The following is a 23,478-nucleotide window of genomic DNA, read 5'->3' as shown; positions in this document are numbered from 1 at the left end:
CCGGATGCGTATTGGTTGTTCGATGAGTTCTTGCGGCGGGCGGCGTTGGTGTATTTGGCCGAGTTGCGGATGCCGATCAGTATCGAGCTGCCCACCATGAACCGGGACATGACCCAACCACACCGCTGACCCCGGACGACCGCGAGGCCGTTCCCGGACGAGTCTCCGGGCCGGTCGTCGCCCAGTCGGCGAGCAACCACACGCCGACAGGCGCCGATGCGCTATCGAATCGCCTCTTGAACGCGCCGACGATAACTTGTAAGTTACTGGTTACACCAGTAACGCGGCTCGGCGCCGCGTGATGGGCAGTGCATTCCGTCCTAAGTAATGAGGAGTTCGGCGAGCATGAGCCACAGGACGCTCGGTCGGCCGCATGGCTCGACCGCGAAGCGATCGTTGCCCGGAAGTGGAGCGCGGTGCGCCGTGCCGATACCGCCCGCGCATCGAACCGTGCTGTCGATATGACAACCCCCCAGCACTTCCGGCATATCCATATCGAATCGGGAGCCTTGGTCCTGGACTACCGAGCGTGTGCGGAACAGGCCAGGAGCGTGGCCGCCAACTTGGCGCGGAGCCATCCGGAGCTGATCGTCACCATCGATGACGACGTCCACGTCGAGTTGCCGACGCTGCCCTGCGGCGATTTGTGGAAGTGAATCCCGCAGGCGCGGACTCGCCCGAGTACGTGATCGAGACAGCGGAGCTGATCGCGCCCCGGGCGGATCGGTCCGAGGATCGTCGCGGCCGGAGTCGCTGGCTACGTGAATGCGCGTAGGGAAATGGCGATCGGCTGCGTCGGTCGTCGTACCCGATCGCGCTCTCGCGCGGGAGCGCGCGAACTCGGGGATGCCGTACCCTCACGGCATGGTTCTGCGGGCGGTATCGCGACGGCTGTCTGCCTGGATTTCGCGTCGGCCCGCCTGGTTCCCGGATGTCTCGCTGGCGCTGTTCGTCACCGTCATCCAGGTGCAGAGCGCCGCGATCCCGGTGCCGCTCGAGCCGGCCTACACACCGGTGTCGGGTTTCGGATACGCCCTGCTGATCGTCAGCGGCCTGGCCGTCGCCGCGCGTCGCAGCCGGCCGGTCGCGGTGTTCGTGATCACGGGGCTGGCGAGTGTCGTCTATTTTGGTCTCGGCTTCCCCGACCGGCTTTCCTATCTGGGCCTCTTCGTCGCCCTGTACACCCTCGCCGCCTACGGCGACGGGCGGCGATCGCTGCTGGTCGCCGGTACGGGCATCACCGTGCTCGCGCTCGGCTGGCTGATCGCCGCGGCGGATATCCAGCCGCTGGTGGCCATCGGCTGGGTGTTCTTCCGGATCGGCGCGTCGGTGATCAGCACGATCCTCGGTGAGTCGGTCCGATCCCGCCGGGTCATCGCCGCCGATGCGCAACAGCGCGCGGAATTGGCCGAACGGTCCCGCGACGAGGAAGCCAGGGCGCGGGTCGACGCCGAGCGGCTGCGGATCGCGCGCGAAGTCCACGACACCGTCGCCCACGCGATCGCCATCATCAACGTGCAGTCCGGCGTCACCGCCCACGTGCTCGACAAGCGACCGGAACAGGCCCGCGAAGCACTGCGCACCATCGAACAGACCAGTTCGCGGGCACTGCGGGAGATGCGAGCCATTCTCGGCGTCCTGCGCGACGGCGACGAACGCGAGCCCTACCCCGGTCTCGGCCAGATCGATGAACTGGTCGGCAAGGCCCGCGACGCAGGGCTCGACATCGCGTTCGAGCAGACCACCCCGGTGACGCCGCTGCCAAGCGCCGTGGGCAGCGCCGCGTACCGCATCGTGCAGGAATCGATCACCAACGTGATCCGGCACGTCGGCCCGACCAGGGTCACGGTGGCGCTCGAACCCGGCATCGACGCCTTGCGAATACGGGTGATCGACGAAGGCCGCGGCGACGCCGCGCGCGTCCCGGCGCACGCGGGCGGCTCGAACCCGACCGGCCGCGGCATCCTCGGGATGCGGGAGCGCTGCCGGTTGCTCGGCGGTGAACTCGACGCGACGCCGCGGCCCGGCGGCGGGTTCGAGGTCACGGCCCGATTGCCGCTGACTCCGGTCGGATCGCGCTTGTGAACGCGACACCTCCGATCAAGGTTCTGCTCGCCGACGACGAACGCTTGGTCCGCTCCGGTTTCAAGGTCCTGCTCGACCTGGAGGACGACATCACGGTGGTCGGTGAAGCCACCACCGGTGCGGAAGCTGTCGAACTCGCCCGTGCCACTCGCCCCGACGTCGTCCTGATGGACATCCGCATGCCCCGACTGGACGGGATCCGCGCCACCGCCCAGATCGCGCAGGCCACCGGGATGGAGCGGGTCAAAGTGCTCATTCTCACCACCTACGACACCGACGAGAACGTCTTCGACGCCTTGCAGGCGGGCGCGAGCGGGTTCTTGCTCAAGGACGCGGGCCCCGCCGAGCTCTTGCACGCCATCCGGGTGATCGCCGCCGGTGACGCGTTGCTCGCACCCCGGATCACCCGCCGCCTGATCGGCCAGTTCACCGCGCAGCGCAGGGCTGCCAAGTCCGCGCAGGACCGGCTCGCCGTACTGACCGACCGGGAGCGCGAAGTGCTGGCGCTGGTGGGGCAGGGCATGAGCAACGACGAGATCGGCGCCGCGCTGTTCCTCAGTCCCGCCACCGCGCGCACCCATGTCAGCCGCGCGATGGTGAAACTGGGTGCGCGCGACCGCGCGCAGCTGGTCGTGATCGCCTACCAGACCGGGCTGAGTGATCCCACCCCTTAGCGATCGGGTTTCTCCGCGTCCGAGTGCCGGCGCGGCCCGCGGGCAACGAGCGGCGCGTGCACGAGATCCCCGCGTTTCGTCGGCGCGGTACATCGTTGTCGCGGTGAGTGATTCGTGAACCGGATGCGCGACCGGCTACGACGACCGACGCAGCAGATCGCTATTCGTGTACGCGTATTCACGTAGACAGCGACTCCCGTCGCCGGAAGCCGAGCACGCCCGGCGAGCGCGACGATCGACGGCATGATCTTGGATCCCGAACTCGAAGCAGCGGTCTCGTTCTTCCCCCCGGCCGACCTGAGCGACCCCGTCACCGCACGCGAACGCCTCGCCGAGCTGGCCGCCGCGATCCCGGTACCGGCCACCGCGCACCTGCGGATCGAAGATCGCACGGTGCCCGGCGACGTCGATGTGCCGATACGCATCTATCGGCCACGCGGGGCGCGAGGCGCGATGATCTGGCTGCACGGCGGCGGATTCGTCATGGGCGATCTGGACACCGAACATCCGTGGGCCACGATGCTCGCCGAGAACTCCGGCGCGACGGTGATCTCGGTGGGCTTCCGCTTGGCGCCGGAACATCCGTTCCCCGCCGCCCATGACGACGTCTACGCGGTGCTGGCCTGGACGGCCGAGCACGCGGCCGAACTCGGCATCGACCCGGCGCGGATCGCGATCGGAGGCCACAGCGCCGGCGCGGGACTCGCGACCGCGGTGGCGTTGCGGGCGCGTGACCGGCAAGGGCCGCCGATCCGGTTCCAGCTGCTCAACCAACCCGTCCTCGATGACCGGCAGCAGGCGTGGTCGGCGCGTAATTTCACCGATACGCCCTTCGTGACTCGAGCGAAGGTGGCTCAGATGTGGCAGCACTACCTGGGTTCCACGCCCGCCACACCTTACGCCGCGCCCGCGCGGGCCACGGATCTATCCGGTCTGCCACCCGCGTACATCGCCACCGCCGAGTTCTGCCCGAACCGCGACGAAGACATCGACTACGCGCTGCGCCTGCTGCGGGCGGGCGTGCCGGTCGAGCTGCACCAGTGGCCCGGCACATTCCACGGGTCGCAGGCGATCCTGTCCGCCGAGGTGTCCCAGCGCCAGAGCGCCGAACTCGCCGCTGTCCTGCGCCGCGCCCTGGCCGATGCCTCGACCGGCTCGCAAAAGCATTCAGCCGCACAGTGATCGACGAAGGCCGCAGAACGATGAGCACCATCGACCTCGCCGAGGCGAGCAAGCAGTCCACCCCAGCCCCATCGGGTGCCGAACCCTCGGCGCAGCCGAGCGCGACGGAGTTGCTGCGCCCATACCTCGGGGGTTTCGCCGCCGTCGTCGTCCTCCAGATCGTCGGCGCCGTCGCTGGTCTGGCGCCGTTGCTCGCGGTGGTCGAACTGGGCCGAACGCTGTTGTCGCCGAACCCGATCGATCACGGTCATGTCCGGATGATCGTGCTCGCGGGTGCGGCCGGGCTGTTCGTCCGGCTGCTGTGCACGGCCGCGTCGTCCGGACTCGGACATCTTCTCGACAGCCGGGTGCAACTGTCGTTGCGCAGGCAACTGGCCGCACGACTGGGCCGGGTCCCGATCGGATGGTTCTCCCGCCGCCGCACCGGCGAGCTGGCGACGATCGTCGGCAAGGACGTCGACGCCGTGCACCCGCTCATCGCCCACACCCCTGGCGAGCTGGTCGCGGCCTTCGTCGTGCCGCTGGTGTCGCTGATCTACTTGTTCACCGTCGACTGGCGCCTGACGTTGATCACCCTGATACCGGTGGTGCTGGCAGTCGCGTTGGTCCCCCTCATGATGACCCCCGCCCGGCTGCACGCGCAGAAGGAGTTCGACGCGGGGATGGGCCGGATCGCGAATGCGACCGTCGAGTTCGTGCAGGGCATCTCGGTGGTCAAGGCGTTCGGCTCCGGCGAGCGTGCCCACCGGAGATTCCGCACGGCCACAGACGATTTCGCGGACACCTTCCTGCGCATGGTGCACGGTCTCGCCGGAATCGGCGCCGCGATGCAGGTGGTGCTCTCGCCGCCGTTCGTGCTGCTGGTCGTGCTGATCGGCGGCACGGTCCTGATCCAGGGCGGATCCCTGGCTCCGGCGGATCTCCTGCCGTTCCTGCTGCTGGGACTCGGCCTGACCGCCCCGGTCGCGGCGCTGGGTCACGGCTTCGACGATCTACAGGCCGCGCGGCGCGCGGTCGGCCGGATCCGGGACGTGCTCGCGGTGCCGTCGCTACCGGAGCCCGCGCTCCCGGTCGCACCGCAAGGGCACCGGGTGGAGCTGCGTGACGTCCGATTCGGCTACGACGCCGATCACGAGGTGCTGCGCGGGATCGACCTGGTGCTCGAGCCGGGTACGGTCACCGCGATCGTCGGGCCGTCGGGAAGCGGGAAATCCACCCTGGTGCAGCTGTTGCCCCGATTCTTCGACCCGACCCACGGTTCGATCCTGCTGGGCGGTGTCGACCTGCGCCGACTCGGCAGCGGGGAGCTCTACCGGATGGTCTCCTTCGTCTTCCAGGACGTTCGCCTGCTGCGCGCGTCGGTCGCGGACAACATCGCGCTGGCGGTACCGCGGGCCTGCCTCGACGACGTGGTGCGCGCGGCCCGGCTGGCGAATATCCACGACCGGATCCTGGAGCTGCCGCAAGGCTACGACACGGTGCTCGGCGCCGATGCCGGATTGTCCGGCGGTGAGGCGCAGCGGATCTCGATCGCCCGCGCGCTGCTGGCCGACGCACCCGTTCTCGTGCTCGACGAGGCGACCGCGTTCGCCGATCCGCAGACCGAACAGGCCGTGCGCCGAGCCATGACGACACTGAAGGGCGATCGCACGATCTTGGTCATCGCGCATCGTCTCGAGACCATCGCCGACGCCGACACCGTCGTGATGCTGGAGAACGGAACGATCGTCGAACGCGGCACGCCCGCCGACCTGCTGGCACAGAACGGCAAGTTCGCCGAATTCCGGCGATCGCACCGAGCCGCGCGCACCGATGCGATCGAAACCCTCGGCGGCGTGCTACGGCGCGAACTCGGGCCACGGAGCAGGCAGCGGAACGCGGCCACGCGGCGGCCCGCGAACGTCGCCGATCAGACATCGCGAGGAGGAGAACCCCGATGATTCGAATGCTGCTGCGCGTGCTGGGACGCGAGTACGCCCGGCCCGTACGTCGCACCGTGGCCATGATGACGGCCACCGCGATGGCAGAAGGCCTGTCCTACGCACTTCTGGTTCCGCTGTTGCGGGCGCTGTTCGGCGACACGCCCACGGACGCCTGGCCCTGGCTGATCGCCTTCGGCGCTGCGATCGCGGGCTATGCGGCGCTGCGCTATCGCAGCGATCTGTCCGGATTCCTCGTCGGGACCACGCTGCTGCGCGGTGTCTATCGCCGATTCGGCGATCGCCTGGCCCGATTGCCCCTCGGCTGGTTCACCGCACGCCGCGTCGGGGAGGTCTCGGTACTCGCGAGCGAGGGTGTGCTGCAAGCGATGAGCGTGATCGCGCATCTGCTCGCACCGATGATCTCCGCGAGTGTGACGCCGCTGACGATCGTCGCCGTGATGCTCGCCTACGACTGGCGCATGGGGCTGGCCGCGCTGGCTGCCGTACCGGTCGTGGCGGCGATCCAGCTCTGGACGGGACGCTCCATGGCCGCCGCCGATGCCGAGCGGACCGAACGCGTGAAGGAGGCGACGGGGAGGGTCATCGAATTCCTTCAGGCGCAGCCGGTCCTGCGCGCCGGCGGCCGGACCGCCGAACGATTCCGGATGCTCGACGATTCGTTGTCGGGACTCGAACGCGCCTCCCGCCGGGCCGTGCTGTCGGCGCTGCCCGGCATCGTGGGACTGACGCTCACGGTCCAGACGATGTTCACCGCGCTGCTGGCCCTCGGCGCCTACCTGGCGCTCGGCGGGCACATCGGTGCGGCGGAGATCCTGACCCTCCTGGTGCTGGCCGCCCGCTGCGCGGATCCGCTGCTGTCGCTGTCGGAGATCGGCGGCAAACTCCGCGGCGCGCGTTCCGTGCTCGCCGGTCTCGACACGGTGTTGCGTACCGAGCCGCTCCCGGAACCTCGCAGGCCGATCTCACCGACCGGTCACGACCTGGCGTTCGAGTCCGTCGTCTTCCGGCACGGCGGCCGCACCGTGATCGACGAGGTGTCGCTGTCGGTACCCGAGGGACAGCGGGTCGCGATCGTCGGACCATCCGGTGCGGGCAAGAGCACACTGTTGCAACTGCTCGCCCGGTTCTACGACGTGGACGACGGCACGGTGCGTGTGGGAGGCGTCGACGTGCGCGCGATCGGCACCGATGTGTTGATGCGGCGGTTCGCCATCGTCTTCCAGGACGTCTATCTCTTCGACGGCACCATCGAGGAGAACGTGCGTCTCGGCCGTCCCGATGCCGACGACGCCGAGGTGCGGGCCGCGGCGGCCGCCGCCCGGCTGGACGAGGTGATCGAGCGGCTGCCCGGCGGCTGGGCGACGAATGTCGGCGAGGGCGGAGCGCTGCTGTCCGGCGGTGAGCGGCAACGGGTTTCGATCGCACGAGCGTTGCTGAAGAACGCGCCGATCGTGCTGCTGGACGAGGTGACCTCCGCGCTGGACCCGGTGAACGAGGCGGCTGTGCACGACGGTATCGAGCGCCTGATGGCGGGCCGGACGGTGGTGCTGGTCGCGCACCGGCTGCGGACCGTCCAGCGCGCCGATCACATCGTCTTCCTGGACAACGGCCGGATCGTCGAAGAGGGCAGCCACGACCAGTTGGTGCGCCGGGGTGGCCGATACGCCGATTTCTGGGCGATGTCCATGGCGACGTCAGCGAGCGAATGAGCCGGGATGTCGTCACCGCAGCCGGGATCAGCGGCGGTGACGACATCCCGGCTCCACCCCGGGCGGCCCGGTCACGCGGTCGGCGGTGCGGCCGGGCCGCGCGTGTGCTTCGCCCAGCGGCGCAATCCGCCCGGCCTGCGCAGCATCAGGACGCCGATGGCGGCGACGGCGATGCCGCGCGGCGCCTCGTAGATGAATCCGGACAGCCCTTCGGTGGCGGGGATGGGCAGGAAGAAGCCGGCCATGCCGAGCAGCGTGAGCACCGCGATCCAGCGCGCAACCGCGTGGTGGCGCAGCAAACTCGCGCCCAGCAGGCCCATTCCGGCCAGCATGACCAGACCGCCGATCGAGTTGAACAGGGCGAACGCGGTCGTGTCGATCATGTTGTCGTTGCCCGCGATCAGGTGCGCGGTCGCGGGATCGGACGCGAAAGGGTAGGCGACGAACAGTTCGACGGTGAGATGTCCGGTCGCCGTGACGATATTGCCGAGCAGGTAGGCGACCGTGCCGACGAACCCGGCCACGCCCAGTCGCGGCCGCAGCCATGCGTACATGCCGGGCAGGCCGAACACCAGCAGGACGGTTCCGATACCGAGCAGGATCTGCGCGATCGGCGTACCCGGACTGGTGAGCGCTTCGACCGAATGGCCCTTGCCCGCGACGATCGGGTGCAGTGAGCCCCCCGCGATGCACAGGGCGCCGCCGATGGTCAGCGCGGCGCCGCACATCCGCGTTACAGTCTCGCGAGAGGGGCCGCCGACGGTCCCATCGTCGCCGGTGGCCGGGGTTGGCAGGAGTGCTTGCGTGTGTGTCATGAGCCAAGAGTCGACGAGGGCGCTGGTGTGACGCTGGTGCGCGGCGGGTCCGGCGACGACTCACCCGCCATCGCGGTGCTCGGTCCGCTGGAGGTGCGTGGCCCGGACGGCGCCCGCATCGCCGTCCCGGCGCGCAAACACGCCGATCTCCTGGTCATCCTCGCGGTCGAGCGCACCGCCCGCAGCGCGCACTATCTGTGCGAATTGCTCTGGCGCGGAAAACCGCCCGACAGCGCACTGGTCACCCTCCAGGGTTATGTGTCACGGTTGCGCCGGGCGCTGCGGCCCCTGCCCGACGTCCGGATCGAGACGGGCCCCAACGGCTACGCGCTGCGGTGCGGCGGTTCGGGCACCGACCTCGACCTGCTCGACGTGCTGTCCAGGGACGCGAGGGCGGCACACGCCGATGGTGACATCGAACGCACCGTGGCTCTACTCGAGCGCGCGTTGCGCCTGTGGCGCGGCGACGCGCTGCCGGATGTCGGCGACATCGCCGAACTCGCTCCCGAGCGCACGCGTCTGGACGAGTTGCGATCGGAACTGGTCGAGTTGTGCGCCGAGGGATTGATCGTGCTGGGCCGGGCCCGGCACGCGGTCACCCTGCTCACCGACGAACGCGAGCGGCATCCGCATCGGGAAGGCACGGCACGGCTGCTGGCGCTGGCGCTGCGCGACTGCGGACGGATCCCGGAGGCGCTCGACGTGCTCACCCGGTTGCGGCGCTCGCTGCGCGAAGAGTTGGGGCTCGATCCCGCGCCCGACACCACCCGGATCGAGCACGACATCCGCAACCCGCCGACGCTCTCCCCGCCGGGGCGCTCGGCACTCGTCGGACGTGACGACATCGCCGCAGTCCTCGACCGCGCCCGCGACCGGTCGCAGCGGGGATTGACCGTCGTAACCGTGCGCGGCGCACCCGGCATCGGCAAGACGGCCGTCATCGAGGACACCGTGCGACGCCACGGCGACGCGGCCTTCTTCACCGCGGGCAGCAGCGGGGTGGGTTCCCCGGCTCTGGCGACGCTCACACCGTGGCTGGATCAGGCGGCGCTGGCCGGGCGCGCGGTTCCCGAGATCCCGACACCGCGGGCGCTCGCCGCGCTCTTCGCGGAGGTGATACGGGAGACCGGCCGGATGGTCGCGATCATCGACGACGTGCAGTGGGCCGATCCCGACTCGGTGCGGATGATCGCGGCGGCCATGCGTGTACTGCGCGCCCATCCGGTCCTGCTGTTGCTCACGGTGCGGCCCGAGCCGCTCGGGGCCGAGGTGGACGCCGCGATGCGATTGCTGCACTCCGCGGGCGCCCATGTCGCGGTGGATCTGCCGCCGTTGTCGGACGCCGCGGTGGACGAATTGGTGCGCGCCGACGTGAGTTCGGCCGGTCCGCGGGTGCGTGCCCAGATCGTCCAGGTCAGCGGCGGCAGCCCGTTCGTCGCCGCGCAACTGTGCGATCTCGTCCGAACCGGTCGCCGGTTGGATGTCGGTGGGGCGGCAGCCGAGATCACAGCGGCGAAGCTGGGCGCCGTTTCGCCTGCGGCGCGGGCGCTCGCCGAGGTGTTGGCCGTCATCGGCCCGCACGCCCCGGTCGGATTGGCCGCCGCCGCCGACGGCGCGCCGCGATTCGACGAACGGATCGGCGAACTCGTCGCCGCGCGAGTCGTGTCGGTCGAGGACGGCGCCGTCGCCTTCGGGCATGAACTCGTGCGCGCCGCCGTGCTGGCCACGATCGGTGAGGTACGAACCGCGCTGCTGCACAAAAGGATCGCGGACGCGCTGGCCGACCTGCGGCCCGATGCGCTCGCGGCGCGGGCATTGCATCGCAGCGCCGCCGCGCTCGATTCGCTGGATCCCGCCGCGGCGCAGGTCTGTGCCGCCGCGGCGCTGGACGCACTGCGGCGCGACGCGGCTACCGAATGCGCCGAACTCGCCGCGCGCGGGATCCGGCACGTGGGCTCCGGCGACGTGGAGTTGTCCATCGAATTGGATCGGCTCGCCGGACAGGCGCACAACCGCCTCGGCCACTTCGACGCGGCCGCAGCGTGTTTCGACCGGGCCGGGCGGCTTTGCGGTGAGCGCGGCGACTGGGCCGGGCTGGCGCGAACCGCGCTGCTGGCCGCGCCCCGCGGCGTCGCCGGGTACTTCTCCGGCTACGGTGTGGTGCAGGCCGGTTCGTCAGGGCTGCGAGCACAGGCATTGGCCCATCGCCTCGATCTCGACGCCGATCTGGTCGCCGAGGTGGAGGCGATCGAGGCCGCCGACCGTGCGATTCACGGTCTCGCGGGCGATCTCGACGTCTTGGCCCACGCGCGGGCGCGCAGCGCACCGGGCAGCCGGTCGTGGCCGCAGGTGCTGCTGGCCGAGTTCGTGTGTACCTGGGACCCGACGACCGTCGCCGACCGGCGCAAGATCGCCGAGGAATTGGAAGAACTCGCGGGCCACGACCGCGCGGCGCGGGCGACAGCGGTCCATCTGCGCCGTGTCTGTGCCCTCGAAGCGGGCGATATGCGACTGGTCCGCAGGCTGTCGGCCGAATTCGCCCGGCTCGCCTCCGGCGGCGGCACCGACCTCGCGGCGACCCAACTGTGGTGGCAGGTGATGCTCGCCGTGCTGCGTGGCGACTACCAGCGGTCCCGGGCGTTGATGACGAATTTCGCCGCCGATCTCGGGACGGTCGACGATCAGGCCCGGTTGCTCGCCGAGGCCTCGGTGCTGACGAGCAGTTCGATCGAACTGTGGCACCGCGGACGCCTCGCCGAGGTGCTGGCCGACGCCGACCGCATGGCCGAGGACTTCGACGAGGACTTCGCGCTGGTGGTCGCGATGGCCGCGGCGGAGATGGGTGACCACGACCGGGCGATGTCGTCGATCGAGTCGGTTGTCGCCCTGCCGGGGAGATGGCACGGCCCGCGGGTCGTTGTGCGGGTGCCGCTGCTGCTCGAGGCGCTGCTCGCGGTGGGGCAGCGCGCGCCGCGGTGGCGCGACCGGGTGGCCGAACTCACCGCCGAACTCGAGCCGCTGACCCAGGGGTGGGGTGAGATGCTGCTCGTGCAATGGCCCGGATTGGTGTGCCTCGGGCCGTCCGGACTCTATCGCGGTACCGCGCGCGGAATCCTCGGTCTGCCCGGCGCGCACGACGAGGTGGTCGCGGCGCGGCACCGGGCGCGCGCACTCGGTGCACGGCCCTACGAGTCGCGCGCCGAGGACCGGCTGACCCGCTGGCCGTTCGCCTGAGCGCCACGACTCCCGCGCGAGGCGCCGTTCGGTGGCGTAACGGGATTCAGTGCGCTTCTCGGATCCAATCCCGGTAGTGCGTCGATGCCAGGTGTGCGTCCGGCCCCGCGGTGAGCACATCCCCGGTGACGGCGGCGAACATGCCCGCGGTGTCGTCGGTGACGACGGTCCGGTCGTCGTGCCGGGCGGCCAGGGTGAGCCTGCCGAGTTCGTCGAGGCTGAAGACGTCCGGACCCGCGAAGTTACGAATTCCCAGCAAAGGCTCGCCGGTGGCGACCTCGACGACCGCGTCGACGACGTCCGCGGCGGCGATCGGCTGGATCGGGGTGGCGGGCAGGCGGACGGTGTCGCCGTCGGCGGTCCAGGACAGCACCGCGTCCATGAACTCGAAGAACTGGGTGACGCGAACGATGGAGTACGGCGTCGGCCCCTGCCGGAGCAGCTCCTCCTGGAGGGTCTTGGCCCGGTAGTAGTCCAGCTGGGGCACCTGGTCGACTCCCACGATCGAGAGGACGACCTGGTGGCGGACACCCGCGGTCTGTCCGGCGGCGAGCAGATTGTCCATGGAGGTGCGGAAGAAGTCGAGGGACGCCTCGTCGAAGGTCGGCGAGTTCGCCAGGTCGATCACGACTTCGGCGCCTTCCAGCGCCTGGTCCAGGCCTTTCCCGGTAATCAGGTCTACACCGGTGGACATCGCCGCGGGGACGGCCTCGTGTCCGGCGGCGGTCAGCTTCCGAACCACCTGCGAGCCGATCCGCCCGGTTCCGCCGAGCACTGTGAGCTGCATGGTTCCCGCCTTCCCGTTGTGCCACCGGCCATTCCGGCGGTTCATGGCGGGTGGCCGTGCGCCACGAGCAGTCGACCGACCGTCCGCGGTCGAAGCATTCCACCGGCGCCGGGCGGCAGGGCGGCTTTGCCGACCCACACGACAGAACCGTTATCGGTTCGTTCCGGTCGAGAGACCGGAGAGGCGGCCAGGGGTCGACGTTGCGCGCGGTGGAAGTCCGGCTGATTCGGCGCGGTGGCCCGCAGGATCCGGCGGCGCCCGGCCTGGTGCGCGCCGCCGAACGGGGGACGATCGAACGCGCGGCGCTCACCGAGTTCTTCGGCGCGGGCGAGCTCGACGATGCCTATCTTCAGCTGGTCATGGCGGGAGTGGCCCGCCCGTGAAAGCAGCAGTGGCGATCAACTATTCGCAGACCGGCCGGTCGCACATCACCGGGAAACAGTGGCGACCGGTGCGCCCGGTCCTGACCTCAGCGGCACAGGGCGGTTTCGCGCTGCATACGGGAGAGTTTCTCGGGATTGCGCACGGCGTAGAGCCCGGTGACGAGTCCGTCGTCGATGCGCAGCGCCAAAACGGTGTCGATCTCGCCGTCCTGCAGGATGATCAGCGCGGGGTAGCCGTTGACCTGCGCAGCCTGCCTTGACGACGCGGCGAAACCGCCCAATCCGGCAGCCAATACACCGGCCACCCTGTCGGCTCCCACGATGGGTGCCAGCGCGGCCTGCACGACGCCGCCGCCGTCTCCGAGCAGGACCACATCCGGTGCGAGGATGTCGAGCAGGTTCTGCAGATCGCCTGTTTCGATCGCTCGCTGGAACGCTTCCAGCGCGTTGCGGGTCTCGGCCGCCGATACGACTCCGCGTGGTCGGCGTGCGGCGACGTGCGCCCGCGCCCGGTACGCGAGCTGGCGGACCGCGGCCGGACTCTTGTCGACGGCCTCGGCGATCTCGTCGTAGGCCAGATCGAACACTTCGCGCAGGACGAACACCGCCCGCTCGATCGGCGTCAAGGTCTCCAGTACCAGCAGCATCGCCATCGACACGCTGTCGGCCAGTTCGACGTCCTCGGCCACATCGGGCGCGGTGAGCAGCGGCTCGGGCAGCCACGGCCCGACGTAGGATTCCTTGCGCCTGCCGAGCGCGCGCAGCCGGTCGAGCGCCTGGCGGGTGACGATCCGGACCAGGTACGCGCGCTGATCCTGGACGATGCCGAGATCGACGCCCGCCCACCGCAGCCAAGTCTCCTGCAGGACGTCCTCGGCGTCGGCGGCGGAGCCGAGCATCTCGTAGGCGACGGTGAACAGCAGGTTCCGATGGGCGACGAACGCCTCGGTAGCGGGGGCGGGGTGGTCGTCGGTCTCGCCGGGCGTGCGCCGCGATGTACCGGCCATGGTGTGGCTCCTGTTCCGTCTCGACTGGCTCACCCACTAGACGCCCGGGCCGCGCCGTTTCGTAACACGGGGAGGCGGTGGCGCACGTCACATCGGTGCGTTGTCGCGAGTCCGGGGCAGCCTACGTCTCGGCGTCCTCCGGGGCGGCGATCGTGAGGACCGCGTCGGCGATGTGCGGGTTGCGCTCGAGTTCGCGTTCGAGAGCGCGCAGAGTGCGGGCGATGCTGGACTCCGGCGGGTCGCCCACCAGATCGACGCTGGCGACCAGGAAGACTTGGCGCGGGCCGACGTATTCCAGGCGCACGAAGCGCACCGCGGCCACTTCGGGCATGTCCTCGATGCGGGCGGCCGCGGCGGCGCGGAGCTCGGGCGAGGCCGGTTCGCCGGTCAGGAAACGGCGGTTACGGTCGATGAGTACTACGGCGATCACTCCGAGAAGCACACCGACGAGCACCGATCCGAGCGCGTCCCAGACCGCCGCGCCGGTGAGCTGGTGCAGGCCCATTCCCGCGAAGGCGATGACGATGCCGATCAGGGCGGCGCTGTCCTCGGCGAAGACCGCGCGCAAGGTCGGATCGGAGGTCTTCAGCACGTATTCGAGGATGTCTCGATCGAAACTCCCTGCCTCGCCGCCGAGCTGCCGGGTGGCCTGTAGCCAGGAGATTCCCTCCAAGACGAAGGCGATCCCGAGCACGAGGTAGGCGATCGCGTAGTCCTGCTCGCCCTGTCCTTCGTGCAGCAGTTCGGTGATGCCGTGCCAAACGGACACCGCGGCGCCCGCGACGAAGAGCCCGACCGCCGCCAGCAACGACCAGACATACGCCTCCCGCCCGTACCCGAGGGGCCGCTTCGCGTCGGCGGTACGCGCGCTTCGGCGGTTGGCGACGAGAAGGAAGATCTGATTGCCGGTGTCCGCCCACGAATGCGCGGCCTCGGCGACCATCGACGCCGAGCCGGAGAGCGTCGCGGCGACCGTCTTGGCCACCGCCACCGCGATATTCGCGCCGAAGGCGACGATCACGGTGCGTGTGCTCTCCCCGCCGGTCGCGGGCGAGGATTTCTCGTCGTGGAAAGCGTTGACTCGCTCCATCTACGCCAGTGTGGCATGAACCGCGCGGATCATCGGGAGCGCGCGGCGCGGTGGCCGGATCCGCGGAGCGTGCGGCGCTCGGCTCCCTGATCCTGCGTGTCGGTGCCTGCCGTTAATCTGCTGGCATGGCCGGACCGGACGCGGCGCTGCGCCGACTGACGCGCGATGCGCGAAAACTGCTGCAGCCTTATGGCTTCGAGGGGACCGAAGCCGTGTGGATCCGGATCGCGCCGGGCGGAGTGGCCTCGGTCGGCCGCACCCGGACCTTGCGTACCTGGACCGGCGGCCGGCAGGAGTTGAAGTTCGGCTTGAGCCCCGGTGCTACACCCATCGCCTGGTGGGAGTTCTGTAACTGGCGTAACGCGCAGCGGGGTCTTCCACTCACGCCGCTCGAGCAGGCGAGCGGCCCCGGGCTGATCGACGACCACGGTATGGCGGAGGACTCGACCGAGTTGTGGTCCCTCCAGGCCGATCCGGAACAACCGGGCCAGGTGCTGCGAGCAGACGTCGACGCCATCCGCGCCGCACTGCCCCGGCGCGTGCACGCCTGCGCGCGCCGTGCGCTGCGCCTGCTGGAACCGGGCCGGTACCTCGATGAACTGCTGGCCCTGCCGGACCCGCGGATCGGAGCTTTGGAGGCGATCGTCGTCCTGCTCGCCGAGCGCGGCCCCGGACCGCAATTGGACGAAGCGTTCGTCCGATTCCGGTCGTGCTTCGCGGAGGGAGACGAGGCGGCCTACGCGGAGAACGTCATCGCGTACGCACGAGGCCGCGCGGCTCGGATCTGACAGGCACGACTACTGGTTCGAGGCTCGCGCCGTGCGGATCGCCCAGAGGGTCGGCAGCACGGCCGCGAACGTCGAGTCGGCCTCCATCTCTCACAGAGCGCCGACAGGGCGACGGACAAGGACGGCCGGTCGCGGGCCAACTTGGAGCGAACCCTGGTCGGCGGCCGGTATCGAGATTTAGAGTTATCGGCTATGGGTGGTAGGCATCGGAAAGATCGGGGGCGGAGCAGCATGGACTTCGCGGCGGTCGCCCGTGACGTCGCCGCGGCGTGGCGTGATCCGGAAAGCCCGACCGTGCGCGAAGGATTCGCTGTTCGTGCGCTGGCTGCGCAGCCGCAGGTACCGGGGTGGATCGTGTGGCTGTACGAGCACGCTGGCGAGCAGTTGGCGCGGCTGGAGTACCAGATGCATTATCCGCTGGACTACGGCGGTCCGGGAGCTCGCACGAGCGAGGAGTGGCTGATCACCCAGCGCGCCTATCTCGCCGAGCGCTCGGCTCGCGCGGTCGAGCGTGCCCGCCGCTTCCACGGTGATCGTCCCGGTGTGGTCTACGCCCACGGCCCGGAGTTGCCCGATGACGAGGATTTCTACGAGGCCCTCGAATCGGGCAGGGAATGGACCGGGCATTGGTATTCCCGCGACCCGATCGAGGCGTGGGACTGTCCGGGAGTGCCGGCCTGACCTGTTCGGTGCAGGCCGAGCCCACATGAGCCCCTTGCGGGGCCCCGGGGGGTGGAGGGCGCCCACCCCCCGGGTGGGTGGGGGCGCCCTCAGGGGGTGGACACCCGCATCCCAATGGGACCGTAGCGGCTCGCGGGCCGGCTCCGTGGCAATTCGACGGCGGCGTCGAGCGGCCACGAGGTTGTCCGCACCCGATCGCACGAGCGCGGGTCACCACCGCGCGCGGTAGCAAGCTCGCGCCGGGGATCGCCTCAGGTCAGCGCTTCACTCGTGCCATCCTCTCCGTCGATGGCACGGCGGTGCCGCTGATGCACAACGAGACGTTGTGCCCGCCGAGCGCTCGGTTGTTGATTCCGTTGTGCGCGAGCTGATTTCATCCGACGCTCGATGTGAGCGATTCGGATGAGGTGGTGGCGGTGGTGGTGGACGCGATCAGCTACCTGCTGTCGGCGGTGGCGATCGGTGCGATCGGTGGCGGCGAATCCCGGCCCGCACACCAGCGACGATCCCGCGTCCGGATGGGAGAGCTGCTGGACGGGTGGCGGTACATCTTCGGCCATCCCGAAATTGCGGATGACGATGGCGCTGCTGCTGCCCCGGCACGACCGCCCCGCATCGAGCGAACCCGAACTGGTCACCGATCCCGCGTAGTCCTCGTGCGCGCCGAATCGGCTCATCACAACGATCAGGAATCGAGAAGCGCCGGACGCCGAGCAGTAACTAGCGTTATCGCCATGGATACCACCACCGAGCAGCCCACTATCGACTCCGTCATCCTCGAGATGCCCGATCCCGCGATCGGCGCGAGCTTCTACGCCGCAGCGTTCGAACTCGGCGACAAGGTGCGCGTGCGCGCCTCGGAGGCGCCGACGAACGGGTTCCGCGGCTACATCCTCTCGCTCGTGGTGTCGCAGCCGAGCACCGTCGACAGCCTCGTCGGCGCCGCGCTCGACGCGGGAGCGACGACGCTGAAGCCGGCCAAGAAGAGCTTCTGGGGGTATGGCGGCGTCGTCCAGGCACCGGACGGGGCGATCTGGAAAATCGCGACGTCGGCGAAGAAGGACACCGGCCCCGCCACCCGGGAGATCGACGATTTCGTGATTCTCCTCGGGGTCGACAACGTCAAGGCGACCAAGCAGTTCTACGTCGATCGCGGCCTGACCGTGGCGAAGAGTTTCGGCAGCAAGTACGTCGAGTTCGATGCCCCGTCGTCGTCGGTCAAGCTGGCGCTCTACGGGCGTCGTGCCGCCGCCAAGGATGCCGGCGTCTCCCCGGATGGCGCCGGCTCGCACCGGATCGCCATCGGCAGCGGTATCGGGCCCTTCGCCGACCCCGACGGGTTCGCGTGGGAGGCCGTGGCCTGAGCGTGGCTGTGCGCGCGTTTCGCGAAGACGTCGAGAACGCTCACCGGAAAAATGGTCCCCACGCCCGGTAGCGGTGCGCGGAGATAGCGGTGAGCGGTTCCGCGGCCAGCGCCCCCGGGGTGACCTGTGCGAAGCTCGACACGTCCCGCGACAGATGGGACTGGTCGGTGTAGCCGCAGGTCGCGGCGACCTCGGCGGCGGGGCGGCCGGCCACCAGCCCTTCCACGGCGTGCCGGAATCGGACCAGCATGGCGGCACGCTTGGGCGTCAGCCCGATCTGGGACTCGAACCTCGCCCACAGCCGCTTGCGGCTCCATCCGCACGATGCGGCGAGTTCGCCGACTCTGACCTGTCCGCGGCCGGCGAGGATGCGATTCCAGCCGGCGACCACTTCCGGGGCCGGTGTCCGCGCCGGGTCGGCACATCGCAGCAGAAACGACCGCGTCAGCGCGAAGCGCTGTTCCCATGTCGCCGCATCCGCGAGTTGCTCGCGCAGCCACTGCGCCCGACGTCCGAAGAGATCTTCCACGCCGACGACCGCCGCGCGGCCCAGCTCCGCCGGTGCGATATCCAGCAACGAATAGGCCCGCGCCGGTGACAACCGCACCTCGACACACTCGACCCGCTCACCGCGGATACGCATCGTTCCGGGCGGATACCCCGAAACGAACCCGGCGAATGCCTGCCTGTCGCTATTGCTCTCGACGACCAGTTCGCTGCCGCCGAACTCGAACAGCACCGTGACCGCCGGTATCCCGGTGACCCGCAGGTCCAGCTCGCCGCCCCCGCGATCACGGAACCCGATCATCGCCGCCCCACCCGCGTGCCCGCCTGCGGTCGCACGCCCGAAATCCCAATCGGCACCACGACCCCGCTCGATCCCGACCGCTCCCATCCCCCCAGGTTAACCGGTGGGTCAGCGTCGCCAGAAGACGTGGTGCACCACTCCGCTCGGGCTCGGGATCCGCTCCAGGTGAAACCGGTCGACGAGCTCGTCGGGGCTCGCCCACAGCCTTTCGCCGCGACCGAGTTCCACCGGCGCGACGGCGACATGCATCGTGTCGATGAGATCGGCGTCGAGGAACTCCCGGACGACGGCGACACCGCCGCCGATGCGCACGTCCTTTCCCTCTGCGGCATCGAACGCCTGGGCCAGCGCGTCCTTCGGAGTCGCGTCGAGGAAATGGAACGTGGTGTCTCCCAGCGTGATCGACGGTCGCGGGTAATGGGTGAGGACGAACACCGGCGTATGGAACGGGGGTTCGTCTCCCCACCATCCTTGCCAGTCGTAGTTCTCCCATGGTCCGCGCTGCGGGCCGAATTTGTTGCGCCCCATGATTTCGGCGCCGATGTTGTTGTGGAAGTCGCGGGTGAAGTAGTCGTCGAGACCGTAACTGCCGCCCGGATCGGTGCGGTTGGGCCAGTGCGCGGTGGCGCCCGCCCATGACATGAGCGGCCCCGGATCGGCGTGTCCGAACGGGCGATCCAGGCTTTGCCCTTCCCCTGATCCGTAGCCATCGCTGGACACGCTGAAGTTCTGAACGCGGACCAACTGAGTCATTGACGCTCCCATCTGGTTGCAATCTGCAATCAGGAAAACCCTAGCCGCACTGATCTCATATTGCAATCAGTCGCTCGATGCTGCGACTCGGGAGGCCGCTGGCAGCGGTCTATACCAGTGCTCGCCGATTGTCTGGGAAAGGCTCTGCGACACAGCCCATCCGGCGGCTCTGAGGGGAAGAACGCCAGGCCCCGTTTCCATTTCGTTCACGTGGGTAGCTCGGACTGGGAACGCGCGTAAGTTTGCGTGGGTCCTGGACTTCGGTGGTGGGAGGCGATGCGTATGCCGGTTCGCCGGCTGCGGGTGCGGCTCGGGCCGGGTCGCGGGGATTGCGCTCGGCTCGGTTGGAGGAACAATGACTCGTTCACTGCTGAAAGTCGTCGCCGCGGCGGCGCTGGCGTGCGGCCCGGTCTCGGTGGGCGCCGGCGCGGCGGCCGGTGTTCCGCAGTTGCCGCTACCGCCGATCGGCGGTGGATCGGGCATCGCGATCGATGACGAAGCCGAATGCACGCTCACCACCATCGGGCACGACGCGGCCGGCCGGTTGGTCGGTCTGACGGCGGGACATTGCGGCGAACCCGGGGCGCGCGTCACGTCCGTGACCTATCCCAGCTATGGCGTGCTGGGCCGATTCGTCTATGCCGATCACGCACTGGACTACGCGGTCATCGAATTCGATGCCGCACGGGTGGTTCCCGCTCGGGAGGTCGGGGGGTTCCGCATCGACGGACTCGGCGCTCCCGCGCGGTTTCCCGACGTCGTCTGCAAGAAGGGCCGGACCACCGGCCAGACCTGCGGTGTCGCCTGGGGCGACATGACGGGCGACAGCAGCGACACCTGGACTCAGATGTGTGTGCTCAAAGGCGACTCCGGCGCACCGGTGGTGATCGGTTCGACCCTGGTCGGGATGGTCAACGCCTACTTGGGCATGGGGTGTCTCGGGCCGGAGGTGGGAACCGACATCAACGCCATTCTCACCGACATCGATTCCCGTAATGACGTAGGCGCCGGTTTCCGGCCCATCTGAGCCGTCGGCGCACCGATTCGGCCACCTCGAGACGATCCGCCGAATCTCCGAGTCATACGCGAGTTCGGTGTTCGAGCCGAGCCTCCATGGTCGATAGAGCAGACGAAAAGTCCCGTGGAGGCCGTCGCCGCCCGAAACGGGGCAAGGCCGGTGCGCAGCCCGCTCGACGGTGCCGCCTGCGCGCGGGGGTGGAGTTCGAAACTGCTGGTGATCGACCCCGTGCCCCGATTCCGGGCGGCTAAAATTCACACATCATGGGGCAACGCAGGCCCACGCGCGGAGTCGGTAATCTGCCGTCGGCGGTCACGAGTTTCGTGGGCCGGCAGCGGGAGATCCGCGAGGTCCGGGCACTGCTGGCAACCGCGCGCCTGGTCACGCTGACCGGAGTGGGCGGGGTGGGGAAGACCCGTTTGGCCACCGAGGTCGCCGCTGCGTCCGGCCGCTCGTTCCCGGATGGGTCATGGCTGGTGGACTTGGCCGCCGTCGATGATCCGCAACTGGTGGCGCGGGCGGTAGTGGCCAGCCTCGGGATCCCGGATCTGTCGCACCGGACCGCGGAGGAGCAGATCGTGGAGCGCCTCGCCGACCGGCGGGTGCTGATCGTGCTGGACAACTGCGAGCACCTGCTGGACGCGTGCCGCGTGCTGTGCCACCAGTTGCTGCGCGCCTGCGCCGGGCTGCGGATCCTCACCACCAGCCGTGCGCTGCTGGGCGAGCCGGGCGAGCACGTCTACCCGGTCCGTCCGCTGTCGATGCCCGCTTCGGACGAGTCCGTGACACCCGTGGCGGTGGCCGGTTTCGACGCGCCCACGCTGCTGGTCGAGCGTGCCAGGGCGGTGCGTCCCGACTTCACGGTCACCGAGCGCAATGCGGACGCGGTGGTGCGAACCTGCGAACGACTGGACGGGATTCCGCTCGCGATCGAACTGGCCGCCTCCCGACTGCGATCACTGTCCTTGCAGACGATTCTGGACCGGCTGGAGGATCGGTTCGCGCTGCTGACCGGAGGCGCCCGCGCCGCGCTGCCACGACAGCGGACGCTGCGCGCGTTGATCGACTGGAGCTATGAGCTGTGCACACCGGCGGAACAGTTGCTGTGGTCGCGACTGTCGGTCTTCGCGGGAGTGTTCACCCTGCACGCCGCCGAGGGCGTCTGCGCAGGCCCTGACCTGCCCCGCGAGCAGGTGCTCGACCTGATCGATCACCTCGTCGCGCAGTCGGTCGTCCTCCTCGTCGCGGCGGACGACCAGACGCGGTATCGGCTGCTGGAAACGATCCGCGAGTACGGATGGCAGCGGCTGACCGAGCGCGACGAGGCCACCGCGCTGCGCGATCGGCACCGCGACTACTACCGCACGCTCGCGGAGCGGATCGCCGGGCAGTGGAACGGGCCCGGCCAGGAGACCGGCCTGGCGGTGTTGCGCGCCGACCGCGCGAACGTCCGGGCCGCGCTGGAGTGGGCGACCAGCACTCCGGCGAGTTCGCGCGAGGCGCTGGCTCTGGTGACGGCGCTGCGCTATCACTGGTGCGCCGATGGGTTCCTCGGCGCGGGACGGCGCTGGGTGGACCGCGCGCTGCGGGTTGCCGTCGACGCCGACCCCGAGCGGATCCACGCGCTCTGGGTGGCGGGGTGGGTGCGGGTTCTGCAAGGTGACCTCGACGCCGCCGACGAGGCGCTCGACGAGTGCGTGGCCCGCGCCACGAGAGCCGGAGATCGCCGCGCGCTCGGCTGGGCGAGTAGTCTGCGCGCTTCCGCCGCAGGCTTCCGCGGCGACCTCGCCGCTGCCGTGACCGGCTTCGAGCGAGTGGTCGCGAGCTTCTCCGAGGATGACGAGCTGGTCCGGCTGACGCTCTTCCAGCTCGCGGTCGCCTACGGCCATGGACGCGATCCGAGGGCGGGCGCGACGGCTCGGCGCGCGATCGCGCTGGCCGACCGGCGCGGCGAGCAGTGGACCAAGTCGTACGCGGTGTGGGCACTCGGCTACGACCAACTCGTTCGCGGCGACTACGACCAGGCGATGGCCTCCGCGCACGCGGCCCTGGAGATTCAGCGCGAATTCAACGACCATGTGGGGACCGCGCTGATGATCGAACTGCTGGCCTGGACGGCGGCCGCGCGCGGTGAGCATCGCCATGCGGCCCGGCTGCTGGGCGCGATCCACGCGATGTGGCGGCGAATCGGGACCTCGATCGCCGCCTTCGGGCCGTACATGCCCGAACAGCACACAGCGTGTGAGCGCAGGGTGACGGACGCGCTGCCGGAGACGGTGGTGCGTGCGGAACGGATGCGTGGCGAAGGGCTCGATCACGACCAGGCGATCACCTACGCGCTCGACCGGAGCGCGAGCGGCCCGCAGCCCACGCAGCCGCGCGCCGGGGTGCTGACGGCACGCGAGCGACAGGTGGCCGAGCTGGTCGCGCAAGGTTTCAGCAACCGGCAGATCGCCGAGCGGCTCGTCGTATCGCCCCGCACCGTCGACCGGCACGTGGAGAATATCCTCGGCAAGCTCGGCTTCTCGTCTCGTACGCAGGTCGCGGCATGGACGGCACGCCCGCACTGAATCCCGGCTCCTTGCGGGCCCGGCCCGTGCCGCTTCGGAGCCGCGAACTGCGGAGATGGGTGCAGAAGTGGGTATTTTCACCCATGACCGCGCGGTGCCGCGTCTGTGATGCTCGTCAGATCGTGACGAGCAGGAGGTCGGTTTTGACAGCGGTTGACAGCAGTGTGAACGCCACCGGCGCCCTCGGCGGCCAGGCGAGTGGTATCACGGGCGGGAAACGACGGGAGCGTGGCAAACGATCAGCCGACTGCGCGGCGCCGGTCGGCGTCCGGTCGGTCGACGGTGATGGCCGACCGCGCGTGCGATGGGGGGCCGCAGATGGATGAGGTCCGGACCGAAGCCGACGGCCTAGGCGTCACCTGGCGGGTATTGCAGGATCATCTGATCTCCATCGTCGCGGTGCACAGCGCGTCCGACCCCGCGCCGATCGTCTCCTTCGGCCCCGACGCCTATCCGGATCTCGTGCAAGCACGAGAACTGCTCCCGGAGCTGACCAGGTTGTGGGACGCGGTGCGGCACGATTTCTGGGCGAAGCTCATTCCGCCGCCACCCGGATCGTCGAGATCACGGCGATGGGCGTGAGCGCG

At 69.6% G+C, this 23,478-nt stretch carries 20 protein-coding genes; 14 read left to right on the top strand and 6 right to left on the bottom strand.

All coding sequences use genetic code 11. From position 1 onward, the window contains the following. The first annotated feature begins 461 nt into the window (after positions 1-461). From ABZ803_RS19720 to ABZ803_RS19695, 6 genes are all read left to right on the top strand, one after another. Complete coding sequence (locus ABZ803_RS19720) at positions 462-656, top strand: hypothetical protein (RefSeq protein ID WP_357039903.1); 195 nt, start codon at positions 462-464, stop codon at positions 654-656. Between the two features lie 208 nt (positions 657-864). Then, complete coding sequence (locus ABZ803_RS19715; RefSeq protein ID WP_357039899.1) at positions 865-2,085, top strand: sensor histidine kinase; 1,221 nt, start codon at positions 865-867, stop codon at positions 2,083-2,085. Next, positions 2,082-2,759: a response regulator transcription factor gene (locus ABZ803_RS19710; protein ID WP_357039895.1), complete on the top strand. Its 678-nt coding sequence runs from the start codon at positions 2,082-2,084 to the stop codon at positions 2,757-2,759. The genes ABZ803_RS19715 and ABZ803_RS19710 overlap by 4 nt, the downstream gene beginning before the upstream one ends. Before the next feature lie 243 nt (positions 2,760-3,002). Then, the gene (locus ABZ803_RS19705) at positions 3,003-3,941 is read left to right on the top strand and encodes an alpha/beta hydrolase (RefSeq protein WP_357039892.1); all 939 of its coding nucleotides are present in this window, start codon (positions 3,003-3,005) and stop codon (positions 3,939-3,941) included. 20 nt (positions 3,942-3,961) lie between these two features. Beyond that, a complete protein-coding gene (locus ABZ803_RS19700) occupies positions 3,962-5,881 on the top strand; it encodes an ABC transporter ATP-binding protein (RefSeq protein WP_357039889.1) in 1,920 nt (639 codons plus the stop codon). Further along, a complete protein-coding gene (locus ABZ803_RS19695; protein WP_357039886.1) occupies positions 5,878-7,593 on the top strand; it encodes an ABC transporter ATP-binding protein in 1,716 nt (571 codons plus the stop codon). Before ABZ803_RS19700 ends, ABZ803_RS19695 begins: the two co-directional genes overlap by 4 nt. Before the next feature lie 71 nt (positions 7,594-7,664). Here ABZ803_RS19695 and ABZ803_RS19690 read toward each other — a convergent pair whose 3' ends face one another. Further along, positions 7,665-8,408: a hypothetical protein gene (locus tag ABZ803_RS19690; protein WP_357039883.1), complete on the bottom strand. Its 744-nt coding sequence runs from the start codon at positions 8,406-8,408 to the stop codon at positions 7,665-7,667. A gap of 27 nt (positions 8,409-8,435) precedes the next feature. Between ABZ803_RS19690 and ABZ803_RS19685 the strand changes: the two genes are divergently transcribed. Next, positions 8,436-11,642: a BTAD domain-containing putative transcriptional regulator gene (locus tag ABZ803_RS19685; RefSeq protein WP_357039880.1), complete on the top strand. Its 3,207-nt coding sequence runs from the start codon at positions 8,436-8,438 to the stop codon at positions 11,640-11,642. 46 nt (positions 11,643-11,688) lie between these two features. On the opposite strand, the gene ABZ803_RS19680 is transcribed toward ABZ803_RS19685, so the two are convergent. Next, positions 11,689-12,429 carry an NAD(P)H-binding protein gene (locus ABZ803_RS19680; protein WP_357039877.1) on the bottom strand — a complete coding sequence of 247 codons (741 nt, stop codon included), beginning with the start codon at positions 12,427-12,429 and terminating at the stop codon, positions 11,689-11,691. Between the two features lie 209 nt (positions 12,430-12,638). Here ABZ803_RS19680 and ABZ803_RS19675 point away from each other — a divergent pair, with 209 nt between their 5' ends. After that, positions 12,639-12,812, top strand: a complete 174-nt coding sequence (locus ABZ803_RS19675; RefSeq protein WP_357039874.1) for a hypothetical protein — start codon at positions 12,639-12,641, stop codon at positions 12,810-12,812. A gap of 86 nt (positions 12,813-12,898) precedes the next feature. On the opposite strand, the gene ABZ803_RS19670 is transcribed toward ABZ803_RS19675, so the two are convergent. After that, a complete protein-coding gene (locus tag ABZ803_RS19670) occupies positions 12,899-13,819 on the bottom strand; it encodes an RNA polymerase sigma-70 factor (protein WP_357039871.1) in 921 nt (306 codons plus the stop codon). 121 nt (positions 13,820-13,940) lie between these two features. Beyond that, complete coding sequence (locus ABZ803_RS19665; RefSeq protein WP_357039868.1) at positions 13,941-14,909, bottom strand: cation diffusion facilitator family transporter; 969 nt, start codon at positions 14,907-14,909, stop codon at positions 13,941-13,943. Positions 14,910-15,034: 125 nt separating this feature from the next. Here ABZ803_RS19665 and ABZ803_RS19660 point away from each other — a divergent pair, with 125 nt between their 5' ends. From ABZ803_RS19660 to ABZ803_RS19650, 3 genes are all read left to right on the top strand, one after another. Continuing rightward, positions 15,035-15,697: a hypothetical protein gene (locus ABZ803_RS19660; protein ID WP_357039865.1), complete on the top strand. Its 663-nt coding sequence runs from the start codon at positions 15,035-15,037 to the stop codon at positions 15,695-15,697. A gap of 231 nt (positions 15,698-15,928) precedes the next feature. Next, positions 15,929-16,378 carry a hypothetical protein gene (locus ABZ803_RS19655; protein WP_357039862.1) on the top strand — a complete coding sequence of 150 codons (450 nt, stop codon included), beginning with the start codon at positions 15,929-15,931 and terminating at the stop codon, positions 16,376-16,378. 734 nt (positions 16,379-17,112) lie between these two features. After that, entirely contained in the window at positions 17,113-17,742 is a 630-nt protein-coding gene (locus ABZ803_RS19650) for a glyoxalase (protein WP_357039948.1), read from the top strand. Positions 17,743-17,782: 40 nt separating this feature from the next. Here ABZ803_RS19650 and ABZ803_RS19645 read toward each other — a convergent pair whose 3' ends face one another. Both ABZ803_RS19645 and ABZ803_RS19640 read right to left on the bottom strand, forming a co-directional pair. Then, positions 17,783-18,637, bottom strand: a complete 855-nt coding sequence (locus tag ABZ803_RS19645) for a helix-turn-helix domain-containing protein (protein ID WP_357039859.1) — start codon at positions 18,635-18,637, stop codon at positions 17,783-17,785. Between the two features lie 21 nt (positions 18,638-18,658). Further along, complete coding sequence (locus ABZ803_RS19640; RefSeq protein ID WP_357039856.1) at positions 18,659-19,303, bottom strand: dihydrofolate reductase family protein; 645 nt, start codon at positions 19,301-19,303, stop codon at positions 18,659-18,661. Positions 19,304-19,658: 355 nt separating this feature from the next. On the opposite strand from ABZ803_RS19640, the gene ABZ803_RS19635 reads away from it, so the two are divergent. The 3 genes from ABZ803_RS19635 to ABZ803_RS19625 all read left to right on the top strand — a co-directional run bounded on the left by ABZ803_RS19635 (position 19,659) and on the right by ABZ803_RS19625 (position 23,473). Next, on the top strand, positions 19,659-20,330 hold the full coding sequence (locus ABZ803_RS19635) for a serine protease (RefSeq protein WP_357039853.1): 672 nt from the start codon (positions 19,659-19,661) through the stop codon (positions 20,328-20,330). Between the two features lie 254 nt (positions 20,331-20,584). Further along, a complete protein-coding gene (locus ABZ803_RS19630) occupies positions 20,585-22,891 on the top strand; it encodes a LuxR C-terminal-related transcriptional regulator (protein ID WP_357039851.1) in 2,307 nt (768 codons plus the stop codon). A 318-nt stretch (positions 22,892-23,209) separates the two neighbouring features. Then, positions 23,210-23,473, top strand: a complete 264-nt coding sequence (locus ABZ803_RS19625) for a hypothetical protein (protein WP_357039848.1) — start codon at positions 23,210-23,212, stop codon at positions 23,471-23,473. The last annotated feature ends 5 nt before the right edge of the window (positions 23,474-23,478 follow it).

This window comes from Nocardia sp. NPDC047648, assembly GCF_040642815.1.
Lineage (GTDB): Bacteria > Actinomycetota > Actinomycetes > Mycobacteriales > Mycobacteriaceae > Nocardia > Nocardia gamkensis.
Note: the sequence above shows the minus strand (reverse complement) of the source record. Positions and strands in the feature narration are given on the sequence as shown.